At 71.9% G+C, this 19,158-nt stretch carries 17 protein-coding genes; 14 read left to right on the top strand and 3 right to left on the bottom strand.

What is annotated here, in order from left to right:
* Positions 1-27 precede the first annotated feature (27 nt).
* The 7 genes from ruvX (at position 28) to OG559_RS00450 (ending at position 11,319) form a co-directional block, all read left to right on the top strand.
* Positions 28-489: a Holliday junction resolvase RuvX gene (gene ruvX, locus OG559_RS00480; protein ID WP_350882440.1), complete on the top strand. Its 462-nt coding sequence runs from the start codon at positions 28-30 to the stop codon at positions 487-489.
* Entirely contained in the window at positions 486-1,688 is a 1,203-nt protein-coding gene (mltG, locus tag OG559_RS00475) for an endolytic transglycosylase MltG (RefSeq protein ID WP_405110912.1), read from the top strand. Before ruvX ends, mltG begins: the two co-directional genes overlap by 4 nt.
* Positions 1,688-2,530 carry a shikimate dehydrogenase gene (locus OG559_RS00470; protein ID WP_405110909.1) on the top strand — a complete coding sequence of 281 codons (843 nt, stop codon included), beginning with the start codon at positions 1,688-1,690 and terminating at the stop codon, positions 2,528-2,530. Before mltG ends, OG559_RS00470 begins: the two co-directional genes overlap by 1 nt.
* Positions 2,531-3,036: 506 nt before the next feature.
* Positions 3,037-9,132 carry an RHS repeat-associated core domain-containing protein gene (locus tag OG559_RS00465; protein WP_405110906.1) on the top strand — a complete coding sequence of 2,032 codons (6,096 nt, stop codon included), beginning with the start codon at positions 3,037-3,039 and terminating at the stop codon, positions 9,130-9,132.
* Positions 9,133-9,240: 108 nt separating this feature from the next.
* Positions 9,241-9,486, top strand: a complete 246-nt coding sequence (locus tag OG559_RS00460; RefSeq protein ID WP_405110903.1) for a hypothetical protein — start codon at positions 9,241-9,243, stop codon at positions 9,484-9,486.
* 145 nt (positions 9,487-9,631) lie between these two features.
* The gene (gene aroC / locus OG559_RS00455) at positions 9,632-10,810 is read left to right on the top strand and encodes a chorismate synthase (RefSeq protein ID WP_405110900.1); all 1,179 of its coding nucleotides are present in this window, start codon (positions 9,632-9,634) and stop codon (positions 10,808-10,810) included.
* Positions 10,807-11,319, top strand: coding sequence for a shikimate kinase (locus OG559_RS00450; RefSeq protein WP_405110896.1), 513 nt, complete (start codon positions 10,807-10,809; stop codon positions 11,317-11,319). Before aroC ends, OG559_RS00450 begins: the two co-directional genes overlap by 4 nt.
* Positions 11,320-11,344: 25 nt before the next feature.
* Here the strand turns inward: OG559_RS00450 and OG559_RS00445 are convergent, their stop codons facing one another.
* Positions 11,345-12,154, bottom strand: a complete 810-nt coding sequence (locus OG559_RS00445) for a cytochrome c oxidase assembly protein (RefSeq protein WP_405110893.1) — start codon at positions 12,152-12,154, stop codon at positions 11,345-11,347.
* On the bottom strand, positions 12,151-12,705 hold the full coding sequence (locus OG559_RS00440) for a DUF2243 domain-containing protein (RefSeq protein ID WP_405110890.1): 555 nt from the start codon (positions 12,703-12,705) through the stop codon (positions 12,151-12,153). The genes OG559_RS00445 and OG559_RS00440 overlap by 4 nt, the downstream gene beginning before the upstream one ends.
* A 165-nt stretch (positions 12,706-12,870) precedes the next feature.
* Here OG559_RS00440 and aroB point away from each other — a divergent pair, with 165 nt between their 5' ends.
* From aroB to nusB, 4 genes are all read left to right on the top strand, one after another.
* Entirely contained in the window at positions 12,871-13,950 is a 1,080-nt protein-coding gene (gene aroB, locus OG559_RS00435; protein WP_405110887.1) for a 3-dehydroquinate synthase, read from the top strand.
* A gap of 56 nt (positions 13,951-14,006) precedes the next feature.
* Positions 14,007-14,456 carry a type II 3-dehydroquinate dehydratase gene (gene aroQ, locus OG559_RS00430; RefSeq protein WP_396673857.1) on the top strand — a complete coding sequence of 150 codons (450 nt, stop codon included), beginning with the start codon at positions 14,007-14,009 and terminating at the stop codon, positions 14,454-14,456.
* A 73-nt stretch (positions 14,457-14,529) separates the two neighbouring features.
* Positions 14,530-15,087, top strand: coding sequence for an elongation factor P (efp, locus tag OG559_RS00425; RefSeq protein WP_396673856.1), 558 nt, complete (start codon positions 14,530-14,532; stop codon positions 15,085-15,087).
* 23 nt (positions 15,088-15,110) lie between these two features.
* The gene (nusB, locus tag OG559_RS00420) at positions 15,111-15,521 is read left to right on the top strand and encodes a transcription antitermination factor NusB (RefSeq protein WP_396674064.1); all 411 of its coding nucleotides are present in this window, start codon (positions 15,111-15,113) and stop codon (positions 15,519-15,521) included.
* An 80-nt stretch (positions 15,522-15,601) separates the two neighbouring features.
* On the opposite strand, the gene OG559_RS00415 is transcribed toward nusB, so the two are convergent.
* A complete protein-coding gene (locus OG559_RS00415; protein ID WP_091436620.1) occupies positions 15,602-16,090 on the bottom strand; it encodes a transcriptional regulator in 489 nt (162 codons plus the stop codon).
* A gap of 283 nt (positions 16,091-16,373) precedes the next feature.
* On the opposite strand from OG559_RS00415, the gene pyrR reads away from it, so the two are divergent.
* Genes pyrR through OG559_RS00400 form a run of 3 tightly spaced genes read left to right on the top strand, consistent with a single transcriptional unit; the run spans position 16,374 to position 19,158 of the window.
* Entirely contained in the window at positions 16,374-16,961 is a 588-nt protein-coding gene (gene pyrR, locus OG559_RS00410) for a bifunctional pyr operon transcriptional regulator/uracil phosphoribosyltransferase PyrR (protein WP_405110883.1), read from the top strand.
* Entirely contained in the window at positions 16,958-17,884 is a 927-nt protein-coding gene (locus tag OG559_RS00405; RefSeq protein ID WP_405110880.1) for an aspartate carbamoyltransferase catalytic subunit, read from the top strand. Before pyrR ends, OG559_RS00405 begins: the two co-directional genes overlap by 4 nt.
* Entirely contained in the window at positions 17,881-19,158 is a 1,278-nt protein-coding gene (locus OG559_RS00400; RefSeq protein WP_405110877.1) for a dihydroorotase, read from the top strand. The genes OG559_RS00405 and OG559_RS00400 overlap by 4 nt, the downstream gene beginning before the upstream one ends.

Genomic DNA, 19,158 nt, shown 5'->3' with positions numbered 1-19,158 from the left:
CTCGTGCCAGGGCAAGGTGAAGGACTGATGACCGAATCGTGGCACGGAGTCCGCCTGGGGGTGGACGTCGGGCAGGTCCGGGTCGGGGTGGCCCGCTCGGATCCGCACGGGGTGCTGGCCACCCCGCTGGTGACACTCGCCCGGGACCTGACCAGCGCCGAGGACGCCGTGCCCCGCGACATGGCCGAGCTGGTGGGGCTGATCGCGGAGCACGAGTGCGTCGAGGTGGTCGTCGGCCTTCCGGTCAATCTCGCCGGTAAGCACGGCCCGGCGGCGCAGAATGTGAAGGCGTACGCTGACCGGTTGGCTGAGGTGATAGCCCCCGTTCCGGTAACGCTTACTGACGAGAGGATGTCGACCGTGGTGGCTTCTCGTAGGCTGGCCGAGCGTGGCGTCCGGGGAAAGCGCCAACGCGCGGTGGTGGATCAGGCCGCTGCGGTCGAGATCCTGCAGAGCTGGCTGGAAGCGCAGCGGAGGCGGACGCGATGATCGACGATCTGGAGCTCGGGTTCGACGACTCGGAGCAGGGCGGTGACAAGGGCAAGCACCGGCGCAGCTACGTGCGCAAGCGCAAGGGGGAGTCGGGCGGTGGCCGGGGCAAGACCGTCCTCGCCCTGCTCATGGCCTTCGTGCTGCTCGGGGTCATCGGCGGCGGGGCCTTCTACGGCTTCGACCGGATCCAGGGCTACTTCGTCACCCCCGACTACGACGGGTCCGGCACCGGCGAGGTGACCGTCGAGATCAAGGAGGGCGCGCTGATCGCCGACATGGCCAGCGCGCTCTACACCGCCGGAGTGGTCAAGAGCGCCAAGGCGTTCATCGAGGCGGCCGAGGCGAACTCGCGCAGCAAGAACATCCAGCCCGGCACGTACAAGGTGCGCAAGGAGATGAGCGGCGAGCGGGCTCTCGTCATGCTGCTGGACCTGAAGAACAAGGTCACCAACGGCCTCACCATCCCCGAGGGGACGACCGCCAAGCGCGTCTACAAGCTGCTGTCGGAGAAGACCGGGATTCCGGTCAAGGAGTTCGAGGCCGCCGCGAAGGATCCGAAGGCGCTCGGCGTGCCGGACTCGTGGTTCAAGCGCACCGACGGCAAGCCGGTCAAGAAGTCGATCGAGGGCTTCCTCTTCCCGGACACGTACGAGATCCCGCCGAAGGCCACCGCCGAGAGCATCCTCACCCTGATGGTGGAGAACTTCCTCGCCGTCACGGACGGGATGAAGTTCGTCGACCGGGTCAAGGAGGAGCGCGGCGGCATCAGCCCGTACGAGGCGCTGATCGTCGCGTCGCTGGCCCAGGCCGAGGCGGGCAACAAGGACGACCTCGGCAAGGTCGCCCGGGTCGCCTACAACCGGGTGTACGGCAAGTTCGACTGCAACTGCCTGGAGATGGACGTCACGGTCAACTACTACTTCGAGTCGATCGGCCAGGAGGGCAAGCGGTCGAAGGACATGACCGACGCCGAGCTGGACAACAAGAAGAACCCGTACAACCGCAAGCTGCGCGGGATGATCCCCACCCCGATCAACAACCCGGGCAAGCAGGCCCTGGAGGGGGCGATGGACCCGCCGGAGGGCAAGTGGCTCTACTTCGTGGCGATCGACAAGGAGGGGCACTCCGAGTTCGCCGAGACGTTCGAGGGTCACGAGAGGAACATGGCGAAGGCCAAGGAGGCCGGGATCATCTGATGACGACGCCTCGGCGGGCGGCGGTGGTCGGCAAGCCGATCAGCCACTCCCTCTCCCCGGTGATCCACAACGCCGGCTACGCCGCGGCCGGCCTCGCCGGGTGGTCGTACACGACGATCGAGTGCGCGGAGGCGGAGCTGCCGGCCATGGTGGCCGGCCTCGGCCCCGAGTGGGCCGGGCTGTCGGTGACCATGCCGTGCAAGGAGGCGACCCTCGCCCTCGCCGCCGAGGTGTCGCCGGTCGCCGCCGCGATGGGCGCGGCGAACACCCTGGTCCACCGGCCCGACGGCTCCTGGTACGCGGACAACACCGACGCCGCCGGGATGGCCGAGCTGCTGGCGGCGGCCGACGTGCGGCCCGGTGCCCGGGTGACCGTGCTCGGCGCGGGTGGCACCGGCCGGGCCGCGCTGGCCGCCGCCGCCCGCCTCGGCTCGGGAACCGTGACCGTGGTGGCCCGGCGCGCCTCGGCGATCGACGAGCTGCGCCCGGCCGCCGACGCGCTCGGCCTGCGGCTGACCGGCGCGGACTGGGCCGACGCCCTGCGCCACACCGACGCCGACGTGGTGGTCTCCACCGTGCCGAAGGGCGTCGCCGATTCCCTCGCCGCCGACGCCCCCTGGACGCCCGGCGCGGTCTACTTCGACGCGCTGTACGACCCCTGGCCGACCCCCCTCGCAGCCTCGGCCGGGGCCGCCGGGTGTCGGGTCGTGTCCGGTCTCGATCTGCTGGTCGCCCAGGCGGTCGGCCAGTTCGAGCACTTCACCGGCGTCCGCGCCCCGGTCGCGGCCATGGCCGCCGCGCTCTCCGCCGAGGTCGGCATCGAGATCCACCCGGTCCGGTAGCCCGGTCTCGCCAGCCCGGTCGAGCCGGCGCTCGGCGACCAGCAAGATCATTTGTTGGCGCATCCGGAAAGCATCAGCTCCGCGCGGAGGCGAGCGGCCCCGGGGGCGCCGCGACCGCCGAGGTCACCTGCACTTCACGGTGCGGGCCGTCACGGGCGGCGGCCCGCACCGCCCCTTTCACTGAATTTCCGGACGCGCCGGGATCAATCGGTGCATTGGTCTTCCAAGTTGATCGATCAACTCTTATTTCCCCAGCTGAGCCCGTTGCTGTTCGTGGTCGGTGGAACTTCCACGGGCGGCTGACCTGGCCTTTTGTGGGCGGCCCGGCGGTCGCTCAAAGTATTGATTGACCTGGATTCCTGACGCACCATAGCGTCCACGTCACTCAATGCCCAGTCGACCCCAGGGGAGGGCCGTCAGTGGCTCCTGCGCGTGCAAGATTCGCGTCAATCGTTCAAGTCGCCAGACTCAGCAGAACAGGACTGGGTCGCTTCACCCTCGCCGGGATGGCCGCGGTCCTCGCGGTCACCCTGGCCGACGTGCCCAACCGCCCGGTGCAGGCCGCACCGGCGAAGGCGCCGGACCGGGTGCTGGACCGCCCCGACGAGATGGCCGCGCTGGTCACCGCGCGGCTGACCGGCCAGCGGGTCCGGATCACCGGCATGACCACCGAGACCGCCGAGTACGTCGCCCACCCGAACGGGCAGGTGGAGGCGACCGTCCACGCCAGCCCGGTGCGGATCCGGCGCGACAACCGGTGGGTACCGGTCGACCTCACCCTCCAGCCCGCCGCCGACGGCTCGGTCCGCGCCCAGGCACACCCGCTGGACCTGCGGATCTCCGGCGCTCGCAAGGCCGGCGGGGAACTGGCCGCGGTCGGCTCCGGCGACGGCCGGCTGAGCATGGGCTGGGCCGGAGCCCTGCCCGCACCGGTGCTCGCCGGCAACCGGGCCACCTACCCGGAGGTGGCCGCCGGCATCGACCTGGTGGTCGAGGCCACCCGGACCGGCTTCTCGCAGTTCCTGACCGTGAAGAACCGGCAGGCGGTGGACCGGCTCCCGACGCTGGCGTTCCCGCTGACCGGCAAGGGACTCTCCTCGTTCAGCCAGGACAGCTCCGGCGGGCTGCTGCTCAAGGACGCCAAGGGCCGGCCGATCGCGGCCGTGCCGGCGCCGGAGATGTGGGACGCCCGACGGAACCCGGGCACGGAGGAGCCGACCCGGCGAAGGGTGGTGTCGGCGAAGTCCGAGCGGCCCACCGCGCGGTCGGGCCAGGCCAACGGCCTGACCATGCGGCTGAGCCCGGACCTGGCGTGGCTGAAGGACCCGGCGACCCAGTACCCGGTGACCATCGACCCGCAGGTCAACCCCCTCTACACGACGTTCGACACGTACGTGAAGGAGGGCGACAGCGTCGACCGGGGCGGGGCGAACGACCTCCAGCTCGGCCTGCTGGCCGGCACGCCGAACACCAAGGCCCGGTCCTTCGTGCACTGGGGCGTCTCCGCGCTGCGGGGCAAGCAGATCACCTCGGCGACGGTGAACTTCTGGAACTTCTGGTCGAACACCTGCACCGCCACCTCGTGGGAGATCTGGTCCACCGGCGCCGCCTCCTCGGCGACCCGCTGGGGCACCCAGCCGACCTGGGCGCAGCAGGAGGCCACCTCCACCCAGACCAAGGGCGGCACGGCCTGCGCCGACGGCTGGGTGGGCATCAGCGGCACGACGTTCTTCCAGCGGGCCGCCACCGCCAACCAGTCCACCGCCTACATGGGCGTGCGGGGCACCGACGAGACCAGCCTCAACAGCTTCAAGCAGTTCCGCTCCCGCAACGCGGCCGACAACAGTCAGGTCCCGTACGCGGTGGTGAACTACAACTCGTACCCGACCGTCGGCACCCGCTCCACGGTGCCGGCCACCGCCTGCGCGACCGGCGCGTCCCGGCCCAAGGTGAACACCGCGACCCCGCAGCTGAAGTCGGTCGTCGCCGACGCCGAGGGGTCGACGGTCAAGGCCGAGTTCGAGTGGTGGACGCTGACCGGCACCACCAAGCTCGGCAGCGCGATCACCGGCACCGCAGCGTCGGGCACGACGTTCAGCACCACCGTCCCGGCCGCGACGTTCACCCACAACACCTCGTACAAGTGGCGGGTGCGCGGCAACGACGGCACGGTCAACGGGACCTGGTCGCCGTTCTGCGAGTTCACCGTGGACACGTCGATCGGCAGCCCGCCCATCGTCAGCTCCACCACCTACCCGGAGAACCAGTGGGGCGGTGACGCGAACGTCGCCGGCAGCTTCACCTTCGAGGCCAACGGCATCGCCGACGCGGCGGCCTACGAGTACAGCCTCGACGTGCAGACCCTCAACAAGGTCGTCAACACCGCCACGCCGGGTGCCAACGCGACGGTGAGCATCACCCCGCTGACCCCGGGCTGGCACAACATCTGGGCGCGTACCCGCGACTCGGCCAACAACGTGACCGACGTGCGCAGCTACCCCTTCAAGGTGGGCACCGGCGCGGTGACCTCGCCGAAGGCCGGCGACGTCAGCGGGGCGAAGGTCGTGCTCGGCTCGACCGCCGCGCCGTCCTTCGCCAACGCCACCTACCAGTGGCGGCGGGCCGGCTCGGACGCCTGGGTCGCCATCCCCACCGCCCACGTCACGTACGCCGTCGGCGGCGGGGCGGTGACCTGGCCCGTCGCCCTCACCTCCGGCGTGGCCCCCAAGCTGAACTGGGACGTGGCCGCCACCCTCGCCTCGGTCGACGGGGCGAGCATCCCGCGCGACGGGCCGGTGCAGGTGCGGGCCTACTTCAACCTGAGCAGCAACGGGGCGCCGGCCGACAACGTGAAGTTCCGGTTCGACCGCAACCTCGCCTCGGCCGACACCGCACAGGTGGGCCCCGGTTCGGTCAACCTGATCACCGGCAACTACCAGATCTCCTCGGCGGACGTCTCGGTCGCCGGTCTGGAGATATCCCGTACGGTCAACAGCCGTCAGCCCCTCGGCCAGGACCCGCTGTTCGGTCCCGGCTGGGTCTCCGGCCTGGTAGCCACCAACGCCGAGTCCTCCTACGCCAGGCTGACGACCTACGGCAGCCTGGTCCAGGTGAAGATGCCGGACGACTCGACGATCGGCTTCACGAAGGTCGACAGCGCCGGGGTGAACTACGAGCCGCAGGTCGGCGCGGAGTCCTACACGCTGACCTTCAGCTCGGCCACCAGCACCTTCACCCTGGCCGACGGTGAGGGCAACACGGCCGCCTTCACCCGGGCCGCGACCGACCCGGCGAACGTCTACACGCCGGCCACGGCCGCCGCGCCCGGCGCGGGCAACACCACCACGTACCAGTGGGAAAAGGCCACGGTCGGGTCGAACGAAATCATGCGGCCGACCCGGATGTTGGCCCCCGTCCCGGCGGGGGTCACCTGCACCACTCTGGTCAAGGGCTGCCGGGCGCTGACCTTCACCTACGCCACGACGACGACCGCCACCGGCCTGGCCGACGGCACCTGGGGGGACTACGCAGGCCGGGTGAAGCAGATCTCCTACATCGCGTGGGATCCGGACCTGGCGACCCCGGCGATGCGGACCGTCGCGCTGGCCCGCTACACCTACGACAACGGCGGTCGGCTGCGGACCTTCTCCGACCCCCGCCTCGACCACACCAGCGGCGGAAGCACCCAGCAACTGCGGACCGTCTACTACTACAACGGTGATGGGATCATCGTCTCGCTGACCCCGCCGTCGCAGCAGCCGTGGCAGTTCTCCTACACGACGGTGCCGAACGACCCGGGCAAGGGTCGGCTGCACAAGGTGACCCGGTCCGCGCTCACCGCAGGCACGGCGGTCGAGACGGTCGTCTACCAGATCCCCACCTCCGGCGGCAGCGCGCCGTACGACCTGTCCGGAGCCCAGACCGCGAGATGGGGGCAGACAGAGCCGCCGACCGACGCCACGGCGGTCTTCCCGGCGACGCAGGTGCCCGCCGGCGATCCCGCCACCGGCACCCTGCCCAGCTCGTACGAGCGCGCGTCGGTGACCTACCTCGACGCCAACGCCCGGACGGTGAACACCGCGCGGTCCGGCGGTCGTGTCGACACCGCCTGGTACGACCGGTACGGCAGCACGCTGGGTCAGCTCAGCGCGGCCAACCGAAAACGCGCGCTGGACGCGTCGAGCAGTGACACCGCCATTGCCGAAGCACAGCTCGCCGGCCGGTTGTCGCAGCTCAGCGTGTACTCCGAGGACGGCCTGAACCTGCTGGAGACCTTCGGGCCGGAACACGACGTGGTGCTGCCCTCCGGCACCGTGGTGCGGGGTCGGGTCCACAACCGGTACACCTACGACGAGGGCGCTCCCGCCACCGGAGGGCCGTTCAACCTCGCCACCACGACGCAGGTCTCGGTCAGCCACGTGCAGGCGGGCCAGACTGTGGACAGCGACGTGCGGACCACCACGAGCCGGTACGACTGGGCCCTGCGTCAGCCGGTGCAGGTCGTCGTCGACCCCGGCGACCTGGAGTTGGTGACGACCACGACGTACGACATCTCGGGGAAGGTCACCTCGGTCACCACTCCGGGCGGCGGCAGCGTGGACACCACGCCGTCCACCCGCCGGACGGTCTACTACAGCGCCGGGCCGGGCTCCGGGCACACCGACTGCGACAACAAGCCGCACTGGGCGAATCTGCCGTGCCTGAACACCTTCGGTGGCACACCGTCGGCGGGGCCGCAGCTGCCGGCCTCCCTGACGACGTACGACCTCTACAACAACGCGGCCACGATCGTCGAGCGCACCGGCGCCGGCGTTCTGCGTACCCGCACCATCAGCCACGACGCCGCCGGCCGCGTGCTCGACGTGACCGTGGTGGGCGCCACCGGCACCGGGCAGGCGCTGCCGACCGGTCGCAGCGTGTACTCGCCCCAGACCGGTGAGCTGACGCAGAGTCAGTCCATCGGGTCCGGCGGTCAGGTTCTCGCCTACGTCGAGCGGCAGTACGACACCCTGGGACGCCTGACCTCGTACCGGGACGCCGACGGCAACGTGTCGACGATGACGTACGACATCGCCGGGCGGGTTGTCACGACGAACGACGGCAAGGCATCCCAAACCAACGAGTACGACGCTGCCTCCGATCTGACGCAGCCGGCGGTCGCGATGACCGACTCGACGGTCGGCAGGTTCGAGGCGGAGTACGACGCGGACGGGCAATTCGTGCGGGAGGAGTGGCCCAACGGGGTGCTCGTCACGGCCCAGGTGGACGAGGCGGGAGCGACCGTCGGGCTCACCTACGACAAGCCCGGCTGCGGAAGCGCGAACTGTGTCCTCTACGCGGACTCGGTGCTGCCGTCGGCGCACGGGCAGTGGCGGGAACGCCAGTCGACGATCTCCGGGCAGCGGTTGGCATACGACGACGCGGGACGGCTGCTCTCGGTGCGGGACACGGTCGGGTCGCAGTGCGAGACGCGGACGTACGTGTACGACGCGAGCACGAACCGTACCGGGGTTGCGGCCCACGCCCCGGCGGCCGGCGGGGCGTGCCAGGAGACCGTCGTTTCGGCGAGCCGCGAGTGGGAGTTCGACACGGCCGACCGCGCGAGCGGGGGGTACGACCACGACTCGCTCGGACGGGCGGTGACGGTGCCCTCGATCGACTCGCCGACCGTCGCCGACGGCAACATCAGCCTGAGCTACTACTCCAGCGACCTCGTCAGGTCGATCAGCAACGCGTCCGGGCAGACCGAGTACACGGTCGACGTGATGGGTGACCGCGTGCGGTCGTGGACCACGACCGGTCCGGGCGGCAGCGGCAGCGGCACCCACCACTACGCCTGTGACGGCGACAGCCCTGTCTGGACGGCCGAGGGCGCGGGCCGGTGGACGCGGACCGTCACCGGCCTGGCGGGTACGGCGGGGATCTGGGACAGCGTGAGCGGAGGCACCTGGAAGCTGACCAACCTGCACGGCGACTTCGTCGCGACGATCCCCGAGGGGCAGTCCACACCGTCGGCGACCCACGAGGCGACCGAGTTCGGACTGGCCCGCTCCGGAACCACGGCCGATCAGCGGTACGGCTACCTCGGCGCGTACCAGCGGGCGACGGATCCGACAGCGGGCCTCACCCTGATGGGGGTGCGCCTCTACAACCCGGTGAGCGGTCGTTTCCTCCAGGTGGATCCGCTCGTGGGTGGCTCGGCGAATCCCTACGAGTACACCGGTGGCGATCCCTTCGTCAACCTCGACACGGACGGTCGCGCCTGGAAGTGCGAGATCAGGTGCAACCTCGAGGGCATGGGTGGTAAGAACCCCTGGTGCAACGGGAAGCGCGTCTACGGGTACGGCGAGGGTAAGACGGAGTCCGAGGCAGTCAAGAACGGGAAGCATGATGCGGCGAGCAAAACCCCGAAAGGCTGTTATCCGCGCCACTGCAAGGCGACGAAGTGCTCCAAGAACAAGTTCATGCAGTGGGTCCGGGGCATCACCCGTGGGGCCATCCACAGCAAGAACGGGTCCGCCTGGCAGATGAAGCTGAACTACTACAGCGGCGGTCTCCTCTACCGCAACGAGCCCTGGGCAGGTGGCTGCGGCTGCTGGTAGTCGCGCCGTCCATCGCTTGAGCCGAAAGGGGGCGTCAATGTCGACACCCCCTTTCGGCGGGCCCGTTTCATTCGGGCCGGTCGGGTGGGTTGGTTCGGAGAGGCGGCTATGAGTTCCGAAGAGAAGAAGCTCTGGAAGATTCAGATCCCTGTCCTCGCGACCGGATCCGAGATCGAAGCGGTGACCGACGCCCTCGGGCGAGCCCTGTGCCCGGACGACGATCATGCGGGCAGTTGCCCGGTCCCGTGGTTCATCGTCGTGACCGACGGCGATTCGCTCGACCGACAGGAACGTCTCGACCTGGAGGAACTGCTGCACACGCCGGACGACCACGGTCCGGGCGAGGGCGGCTAGGCCAGGGCGCCTGACGGCGGCGGAGTCCCCCGCGCCGGCCGACGGACCAACGTCGTTCGCGTACGCGTTCCACGCTCGTGTCCGTAGGTCGGGACACGGCGGGCGGCGCGGTGGGACGCGACCCGGTCGTGACAGACTTGCCGACGTGTTGCGTTGGCTGACTGCAGGTGAATCGCACGGTCCCGCCCTCGTCGCGATGCTGGAGGGCGTGCCCGCCGGGATCGAGGTGACCACCGGCGAGATCGCCGGTGAGCTGGCCCGCCGCCGGCTCGGCTACGGCCGGGGCGCCCGGATGGCGTTCGAGCGGGACGAGGTCGAGGTGATCGGCGGGCTCCGGCACGGCGTCACCCTGGGCAGCCCGGTGGCCGTCCGGATCGGCAACTCCGAGTGGCCCAAGTGGCAGACGGTGATGGCCGCCGATCCGGTGGACCCCGACGAGCTGGCCCAGCAGGCCCGCAACGCGCCGCTGACCCGCCCCCGCCCGGGCCACGCCGACCTGGCCGGCATGCAGAAGTACGGCCACACCGACGCCCGTCCCATTCTGGAGCGGGCCAGCGCCCGGGAGACCGCCGCCCGGGTGGCCGTCGGCACCGTGGCGAAGGCCCTGATCAAGCAGGCCCTCGGCATCGAGATCGTCTCGCACGTGGTGGAGCTGGGCCCGGTCGCGGTGAAGCCGGGGCTGCGCCCGACGCCGCAGGACGCCGAGCGGATCGACGCCGACCCGCTGCGCTGCCTCGACGCGGAGGCCAGCGCCCGGATGGTCGCCGAGGTCGACGCCGCGAAGAAGGCCGCCGACACCCTCGGCGGCGTGGTCGAGGTGCTGGCGTACGGGGTGCCGCCGGGCCTGGGCAGCCACGTGCAGTGGGACCGCAAGCTCGACGCCCGGCTCGCCACCGCGCTGATGTCGATCCAGGCGATCAAGGGCGTGGAGATCGGCGACGGCTGGCAGCAGGCCCGCTCCCGTGGCTCCGAGGCGCACGACGAGATCATTCCGACCGCGACCGGGGTGCGCCGGGTCACCGACCGGGCCGGCGGCCTGGAGGGCGGCATCACCACCGGCGAGCCGCTGCGGGTGAAGGCGGCCATGAAGCCGATCTCCTCGCTGAACCGGGCCCTGGCCACCGTCGACGTGACCACGGGGGAGGCGGCGACGGCGATCAACCAGCGCTCCGACGTGTGCGCCGTGCCGGCCGCCGCCGTGGTCGCCGAGGCGATGGTGGCCCTCGTGCTCGCCGAGGCCGCCACGGAGAAGTTCGGCGGCGACTCGGTGGCCGAGATCCGCCGGAACCTGGCCGGCTACCTCGACTCCCTGGTGATCCGGTGAACCAGACGCGACCGGTGGTCGTCCTCGTCGGGTCGCCGGGCTCCGGCAAGACCACCGTCGGGACGGCGCTCGCCGCGCTGCTCGGGGTGGGGTTCCGGGACACCGACGCCGACATCGAACAGCTGGCCGGCAAGCCGATCCCGGAGATCTTCATCGACGAGGGGGAGGCGCACTTCCGTACCCTCGAACGGGCCGCCACCGCCGCGGCGCTGGCCTCCTGCGCGGGGGTGCTCGCCCTCGGCGGCGGCGCGGTGCTCGCGGAGGAGAACCGGGCCGCCCTCATCGGGCACACCGTGGTGCACCTGAGCGTCGAGCTGCCCGACGCGGTGAAGCGGGTCGGGCTGGGCGCCGGCCGGCCGCTGCTGGCGATCAACCCGCGGGCGACGCTGAAGTACCTGATGGACCAGCGCCGCCCGCTCTACGCCGAGGTGGCGACCGCGACCGTGGTGACCGACGGGCGGGCCCCGGAGGAGATCGCCGCCGAGATCGCGGCCCTGCTCAAGCCCTGACCCCGCCGGCCCCTGCGGCGCGGGGTCAGGAACGGGCCGGCTCCCGCGTCGGACGCGGCGGAGGTGTCGGACGCGCCGGCCTCGGGCCCTTGCGCACCGGTCGCCAGGTGGCGAGCAGCGCCAGGGCGAGGGCGATCTCGGCGAGGTCGCCCCCGTAGTACATGACCGTCGCCCCGGCCCGGAGCTGCTCGGGTGGTCCCGGCACGTCCACGGCGAGCCCGGCGTACAGGAGTTGGGCGAGGGCGGCGTGGGCGGCGACGGCGACGCCGAGCACCACCAGCCGGACCGGCACCCGGGGCCGGTGCGGGCCGGGGTCGGGGCCGGCGACCGACCAGGTGAACAGGCAGCCGGCGAGCAGGAAGTGCAGGTGCACCAGGTGGTGCGCCGCCGGGTGCGCCACCGTGGCCCGGTACAGCGGCGTCAGGTACAGCAGGTACAGCCCGCCGGCGGTCAGTGCCAGCCCGGTGACCGGGTGGGCGAGCGCGGCCAGGGCCGGCCGGCGTAGCAGCCGGACCAGCGCCCGGCCGCGCCGGCGGTCCACGGTGCGCAGCAGCAGGGTGCCGGGCGCGCCGAGCACCAGCCCCAGCGGCGCCAGCATGCCGATCAGCAGGTGCTGCCACGCGTGCCCGGCGAAGCCGCCCGCCGGCAGGGCGAGCCCGACCGCGAGCAGGCCCGCGCCGGTGCCGAAGGCCGCCGTCCGCCGGTGCGGCCACCCGCCGCCGCCCGGGCCCCGCTGCCGCAGCGCGGCGGCGAGGTAGACCCAGAACAGCGCCAGAGGTACGAGCAGCGCCGGCCCCGGGGCGAACGCGTCGTGGCCGGCGTGGGCCGGGGTCACCGCCGGTCGGCGCAGAGGTCCACGGCCGTGCCGCGCCGCTGCACCAGCCAGCCGCCGGCGACCAGCGCCGCGCCGAGCGCCAGGAACCCGAGGTCCCACCAGGTCTGGTACTCGCCGCCGCGCACGTGGTGGATGCCGAACAGGTGGTGGTCGACGACCCCCTCGACGAGGTTGAACAGCCCCCAGCCGACCAGCGCCCAGCCCCACAGCACGGGCGAGCGCCACAGCCGGCCCCGGGACCGGGTCACCCGGGAGTAGAGCAGGGCCAGGCCGGCCAGCACCGCCACCCAGGTCACCACGTGGAAGATCCCGTCCCACAGGGTGTTCATCTCCAGCCCGGGCACGGTGTCCACCGGGTACGACTTCACCCCGACGTTGTCGCTGCCGGTGCTGCTGAGCATGTGGTGCCACTGGAGCACCTGGTGCAGCACGATGCCGTCGGCGAAGCCGCCGAGGCCGACGCCGAGGATGGTGGCGGGCACCCGGATGTCGGCGCCGTCGATCGTGGCGGGCGCTCGGGTGTCGGTGTCGTCGGTCGTGGGTGTGGTCATCGCGGGTACCTCCGCCTCGTAGGCCGGTGCGTGCTGAACGCTGCCCCCCGCTCCTCCTGGCTAAACGCTTCCGGGCCGCACTGGTCACGCCCCGGTGACGATCCGCCCGCCACGGATTGGACAGTCGCCGCCGGGCCCCCGCCGGCTGGACTAGGCTGCCGGGCGATGGACGAGGTGACCCGTATTCCGGTCGGCGGCGAGCGGCCGTACGACGTGCTGGTGGGACGCGACCTGCTCGACGCGCTCCCGACGCTGCTGCCCGACGCGACCCGGGTGGCGGTGCTGCACGCGCCGCCGCTGAAGGGGCTGGCCGACGCGCTCGGCGCCCGCCTGGCCGCCGCCGGGATGACCCCGCTGACCCTGGAGGTGCCGGACGCCGAGGCGGGCAAGGCCGTCGAGGTGGCCGCCGCGTGCTGGGACCGGCTCGGCGAGGCGGGCTTCACCCGTACCGACGCGGTGGTCGGGGTGGGTGGCGGCGCGGTCACCGACCTGGCCGGCTTCGTCGCGGCCTGCTGGCTGCGCGGGGTGCGCTGGGTGGCGGTGGCGACCTCGCTGCTCGGCATGGTCGACGCCGCCGTCGGCGGCAAGACCGGGATCAACACCGCGGCCGGCAAGAACCTGGTCGGCGGCTTCCACCCGCCGGTCGGGGTGCTGTGCGACCTCACGGTGCTCGACAGCCTCCCGCCGGCCGACCTGGCGGCCGGCCTGGCCGAGGTGGTCAAGTGCGGGTTCATCGCCGACCCGGTGATCCTGGACCTGGTCGAGCGGGAACGGGTCGCGGCCACCGACCCGACGTCGCCGGTGGTGCGGGAGTTGGTCGAGCGGGCGATCCGGGTCAAGGCCGACGTGGTCTCCGGCGACCTGCGCGAGTCCGGGGTGCGTGAGGTGCTCAACTACGGCCACACCCTGGCACACGCGATCGAGAAGGTGGAGCGGTACCGCTGGCGGCACGGGCACGCGGTGGCAGTCGGGCTGGTCTACGCCGCCGAACTGGCCCGGCTCGCCGGCCGGCTGGACGCCGCGACGGCGGCGCGGCACCGCACGGCGCTCACGGCGCTCGGGCTGCCGACCGGCTACCAGGCAGACGCGTGGCCGCAGCTGCTGGCCGCGATGCGGGTGGACAAGAAGACCCGCGGCTCGCGGCTGCGGTTCGTGGTGCTCGACGGCCTGGCCCGCCCGACGATCCTGGAGGGCCCGGACGACGAGCTGCTGCACGCCGCCTACCGGGAGGTCAGCCCCCGGTGAGCGCGAGGAGTGCAGCGCAGCGGAGCCCCGCAGTCGCGAACGAAGGGCGGTAGAGCGTGAGGGTGTACGTGCTGAACGGGCCGAACCTGGGCCGGCTGGGCACCCGCCAGGTCGACGTGTACGGGGCGACCAGCTACGCCGACCTGGTGACGCTGTGCGCCGAGACCGGCCGGGAGCTGGGGCTGGACGTGGTGGTCCGGCAGACCGATGCCGAGCACGAGCTGGTCGGCTGGCTGCACGAGGCGGCCGACGAGGGCGCGGCGGTGGTGCTCAACCCGGCCGCCTGGTCGCACTACTCGATCGCGGTCCGGGACGCCTGCGCGATGCTGCGGGGCCCTCTCGTCGAGGTGCACATCTCCAACATCCACGCCCGCGAGGAGTTCCGCCGGCACTCGGTGGTCTCCGCCGTGGCGACCGGCGTGATCTGCGGCCTGGGCGTCGACGGCTACCGTCTTGCCCTGCACCACCTGGCGGCCCGCCCGGGCGCGGAGGCGGCCGGCGGTTGACGGCGGGCACGGCCGGCGGCGGCAGGCAGTAGACTTGCCAGGTCTGTCCGCCAATTGATGATCAAGGCAGGAAATGGCCTCCACCAACGACCTGAAGAACGGCCTGGTACTCAACCTCGACGGAGAGCTTTGGTCCGTCGTCGAGTTCCAGCACGTCAAGCCCGGTAAGGGTGGCGCATTCGTGCGTACCACCCTGAAGAACGTGCTGTCCGGCAAGGTGGTCGACAAGACCTTCAACGCGGGCACCAAGGTCGTAACTGCGACCGTGGACAAGCGCACCATGCAGTACCTCTACGCCGACGGCGAGGACTACGTCTTCATGGATCTGGAGACGTTCGACCAGATCACCGTCCCCGACGGCACCGTGGGGGATGCGGCCAACTACCTCCTCCCCGAGGCCGAGGCGACCGTCGCCACCCACGAGGGCGTGCCGCTGTACATCGAGCTGCCGACCTCTGTCGTGTTGGAGGTCACCTACACCGAGCCGGGCCTCCAGGGCGACCGCTCCACCGGCGGCAACAAGCCGGCGACCGTCGAGACCGGCGCGACCGTGCCTGTGCCGTTGTTCATCACCACCGGCGAGAAGATCAAGGTCGACACCCGCGACGGCCGTTACCTCGGCCGCGCCTGATGGCCGAGGGCGCCAAGCAGCAGATGCCGGCACGCCGCAAGGCGCGCAAGCGGGCGCTGGACGTGCTCTACGAGGCCGACCTGCGCAACCGGCCTCCGGTGGAGGTGCTCGCCGGCTACCTCGAGCGGATCGAGAAGCCCCACCCGGAGCACCTCGGGTACGCGGTCGGCCTCGTCGAGGGGGTGGCCGCGCACCTGGACCGGATCGACGAGCTGATCGCCAGCTACGCCGAGGGCTGGACGCTGGACCGGATGCCGGTCGTCGACCGCAATCTGGCCCGGATCGCGGTGTACGAGCTGCTCTACGTCGATGAGCTCGACGACCCGGTGGCGATCAGTGAGGCCGTCGAACTGGCCCGGCAGATGTCGACCGACGACTCGCCGCGCTTCCTCAACGGGGTGCTCGGCCGGATCGCCGAGTACGCCACCCGCTGAGCCGGCGGCGTCGCCGCACCCGTACGACGATGGAAGGGCCCGTGCCGACCGGCACGGGCCCTTCCGACTGTCGACCTCGGTCAGGAGGCGAAGAACGCCCGCGGGTCGGCGACGAGCACGCCGTGCTCGGTGAGGCGCTCGATCAGCCCGGACGGCGAGGCGTCGTAGACGATCGCCAGGGCACGCAGGTCGTCGGCGCGGATGGAGAGCACCCGGCCGTTGTAGTCGCCGCGCTGCTGCTGGATGGCGCGGGCGTACCGGGCGACGTAGGCCAGTTCCTCGGAGGCCTCGTCGTAGAGCCGCTCCAGGTCCAGCACGATCTTGCTGGTGGGCTCGTGACGCACTCCGCTGCCGTCGGGCAGTAGCTCGGAGACGGGCACCCGGTAGAAGTCGGCCAGCTCGGCCAGGCGGGACACCGTGACGGCGCGGTCACCGCGCTCGTACGAGCCGACCACCACGGCCTTCCACCGCCCGTTCGACTTCTCCTCCACCCCCTGCAGGGACAGGCCCTGCTGCTGGCGGATGGAGCGCAGGCGGGCACCCAGCGACTTGGCGTATTCAGAGGGCATTCGGACACTCCCAGTGCTGCTCGGGGTTCTCCCAGCGATCGCTACGGAGCGTGACGGTACGGGGATTGCGACACGTGGTCAAGTGGTCGTGACCCTGCTGTTGGGAGCGCAGGGTGAGTTATCCCGATTCGCCACCCTGATCCTGGGGTCAGTGCCGGCGGCGGAGGGGCCCGTGACCGCTGGTAACGTGGGGTGAAGCCCCGGCCCGGGCCGTTCGCGGTCCGCCGGAGGTGCCAGACATCCTTTAACGACCCGTCCCGTGAGGCGGGGAAGGAGGTCCGCCGTGGCCTACCCACCGGCTGCCCATCCGTCGCCACCGCGACAACCCTCGGTGAAGGTGATCCTCACCGCAGCGGACGTCTCGCGCGTGGTGGACCGCATCGCCCACCAGATCCTGGAGAAGACCCAGGGCGCCGCCGACACCGTGCTGCTCGGCATCCCCACCCGGGGCGCGCCGCTGGCGAGGCGCCTCGCCGCCCGGATCAGCACCTTCGAGGACGTCGCCGTTCCGGTGGGTGTGCTCGACATCACCCTCTACCGCGACGACCTGCGCCGCAACGCCACCCGCGCGGTCGGACCGACCCAGCTTCCGCCCGGCGGGATCGACGGCAAGCGGGTCGTCCTCGTCGACGACGTGCTGTTCTCCGGCCGCACGGTCCGGGCCGCCCTCGACGCGCTCGGCGACGTCGGCCGCCCCGCCTCGGTGCAGCTCGCCGTGCTGGTCGACCGGGGCCACCGGCAGTTGCCCATCCGCGCCGACTACGTCGGCAAGAACATCCCGACCGCGCTGGCCGAGAGCGTGCGGGTCACCCTCGCCGAGACCGACGGCGCGGACGAGGTCCGGCTGTACGGAGAGGCGCTCCCCTCATGATCCGTCACCTGCTCTCCGCCGCCGACCTGGACGCCGCCACCGCCACCCAGATCCTGGACACCGCGGCCGAGATGGCCACCGTCGCCGGGCGCGAGGTCAAGAAGCTGCCGGCGCTGCGCGGCCGGACCGTGGTGAACCTGTTCTACGAGGACTCCACCCGGACCCGGATCTCCTTCGAGGCGGCGGCGAAGCGACTCAGCGCCGACGTGATCAACTTTTCGGCCAAGGGCTCCAGCGTCACCAAGGGGGAGAGCCTGAAGGACACCGCGCTCACCCTCCAGGCCATGGGGGCCGACGCGGTGGTCGTCCGGCACCCCGCCTCCGGCGCGCCGCACCGGCTGGCCGACTGGGTGGACGGGTCGGTGGTCAACGCCGGCGACGGCACCCACGAGCACCCCACCCAGGCGCTGCTCGACGCGTACACGATGCGCTCCCGGCTGGGCCGGCTCGCCGGCCTGCACGTCGCGGTGGTCGGGGACGTGCTGCACTCCCGGGTGGCCCGCTCCAACGTGCTGCTGCTGTCGACCCTCGGCGCGAAGGTCACCCTGGTCGGCCCGCCCACCCTCATCCCGGTGGACATCGCCGCCGCCCTCGCCCCCGGCACCGCCGTCTCCTACGACCTCGACGTCGTTCTCCCCGACGTGGACGTGGTGATGATGCTGCGGGTGCAGCGGGAGCGGATGAACGACTCCTACTTCCCCTCCGCCCGCGAGTACGCCCGCCGCTACGGGCTCGACGGGCCGCGGCTGCGTCGGCTGCCCGAGCACGCGATCGTCATGCACCCCGGGCCGATGAACCGGGGCATGGAGATCACGCCCGAGGTCGCCGACTCGCCCCGCTCCACCATCGTCGAACAGGTCGCCAACGGGGTCTCCGTGCGGATGGCCGTCCTCTATCTCCTGCTCGGGGGGAACAAGCTGTGACCGCGTACCTGATCACCAACGTGAGCGTCGTCGGCGCCGCGCCGACCGACCTGCTGATCCGCGACGGCGTCGTCGCCGCCACCGGCGCGGGGCTGCGCGCGCCGGACGCCGCCGTGGTCGACGGCACCGGGCTGGTCGCCCTGCCCGGCCTGGTCGACCTGCACACCCACCTGCGCGAGCCGGGCCGCGAGGACGCCGAGACCGTCGAGTCCGGCTCCCGGGCGGCGGCTCTGGGCGGATACACGGCGGTCTGCGCGATGGCCAACACCTCCCCGGTCGCCGACACCGCCGGGGTGGTCGAGCAGGTCTGGCGGCTCGGCCGGGAGGCCGGCCTGGTCGACGTGCAGCCGATCGGCGCGGTCACCGTCGGCCTGGCCGGCGAGCGCCTGGCCGAGCTGGGCGCGATGGCCGACTCGGCGGCCCAGGTGCGGATCTTCTCCGACGACGGGCACTGCGTCGCCGACCCGTTGCTGATGCGCCGGGCCCTGGAGTACGTCAAGGCGTTCGACGGGATCATCGCCCAGCACGCCGAGGAGCCCAGGCTCACCGAGGGCGCGCAGATGCACGAGGGCGAGGTCTCCACCCGGCTCGGACTGACCGGCTGGCCGGCGGTCGCCGAGGAGGCGATCATCGCCCGGGACGTGCTGCTCGCCGAGCACGTCGGCAGCCGGCTGCACGTCTGCCACGTCTCCACGGCCGGCAGCGTCGAGGTTCTGCGCCAGGCCAAGGCCCGCGGCGTCCGGGTCACCGCCGAGGTCACCCCGCACCACCTGCTGCTGACGGACTCCAAGGCGGAGACGTACGACCCGGTGTACAAGGTCAACCCGCCGCTGCGCACCGCCACCGACATCGCCGCGCTGCGCGCCGCTCTCGCCGAGGGCGTGATCGACATCATCGCCACCGACCACGCCCCGCACGCCGTGGAGGACAAGGAGTGCGAGTGGGCGTACGCCCGGCCGGGCATGCTCGGGCTGGAGACGGCGCTGTCGATCGCCCTGGACGTGCTCGGCCCGCAGTGGGAGTTGATCGCCGAGCGGATGTCCCGCGCCCCGGCCCGGATCGCCGGGCTCGACACCCACGGCCTCGACCCGGCCCCCGGCGTCCCGGCCAACCTCACCCTGGTCGACCCGGCCGCCCGGCGGGTCATCGAGCCCGCCGAGCTGGCCAGCCACAGTCGCAACACCCCGTACGCCCGCATGACGCTCCCGGGTCGCATCGTGGCGACCTTCCTGCGCGGCGAGCCGACGGTCCTGGACGGAAAGGCTGTCAAGTGA

The organism is Micromonospora sp. NBC_01405, assembly GCF_045040155.1.
Classification (GTDB): domain Bacteria; phylum Actinomycetota; class Actinomycetes; order Mycobacteriales; family Micromonosporaceae; genus Micromonospora.
The sequence above is the reverse complement of the archived record's forward strand: the minus strand, read 5'-3'. Positions and strand labels throughout refer to the sequence as shown.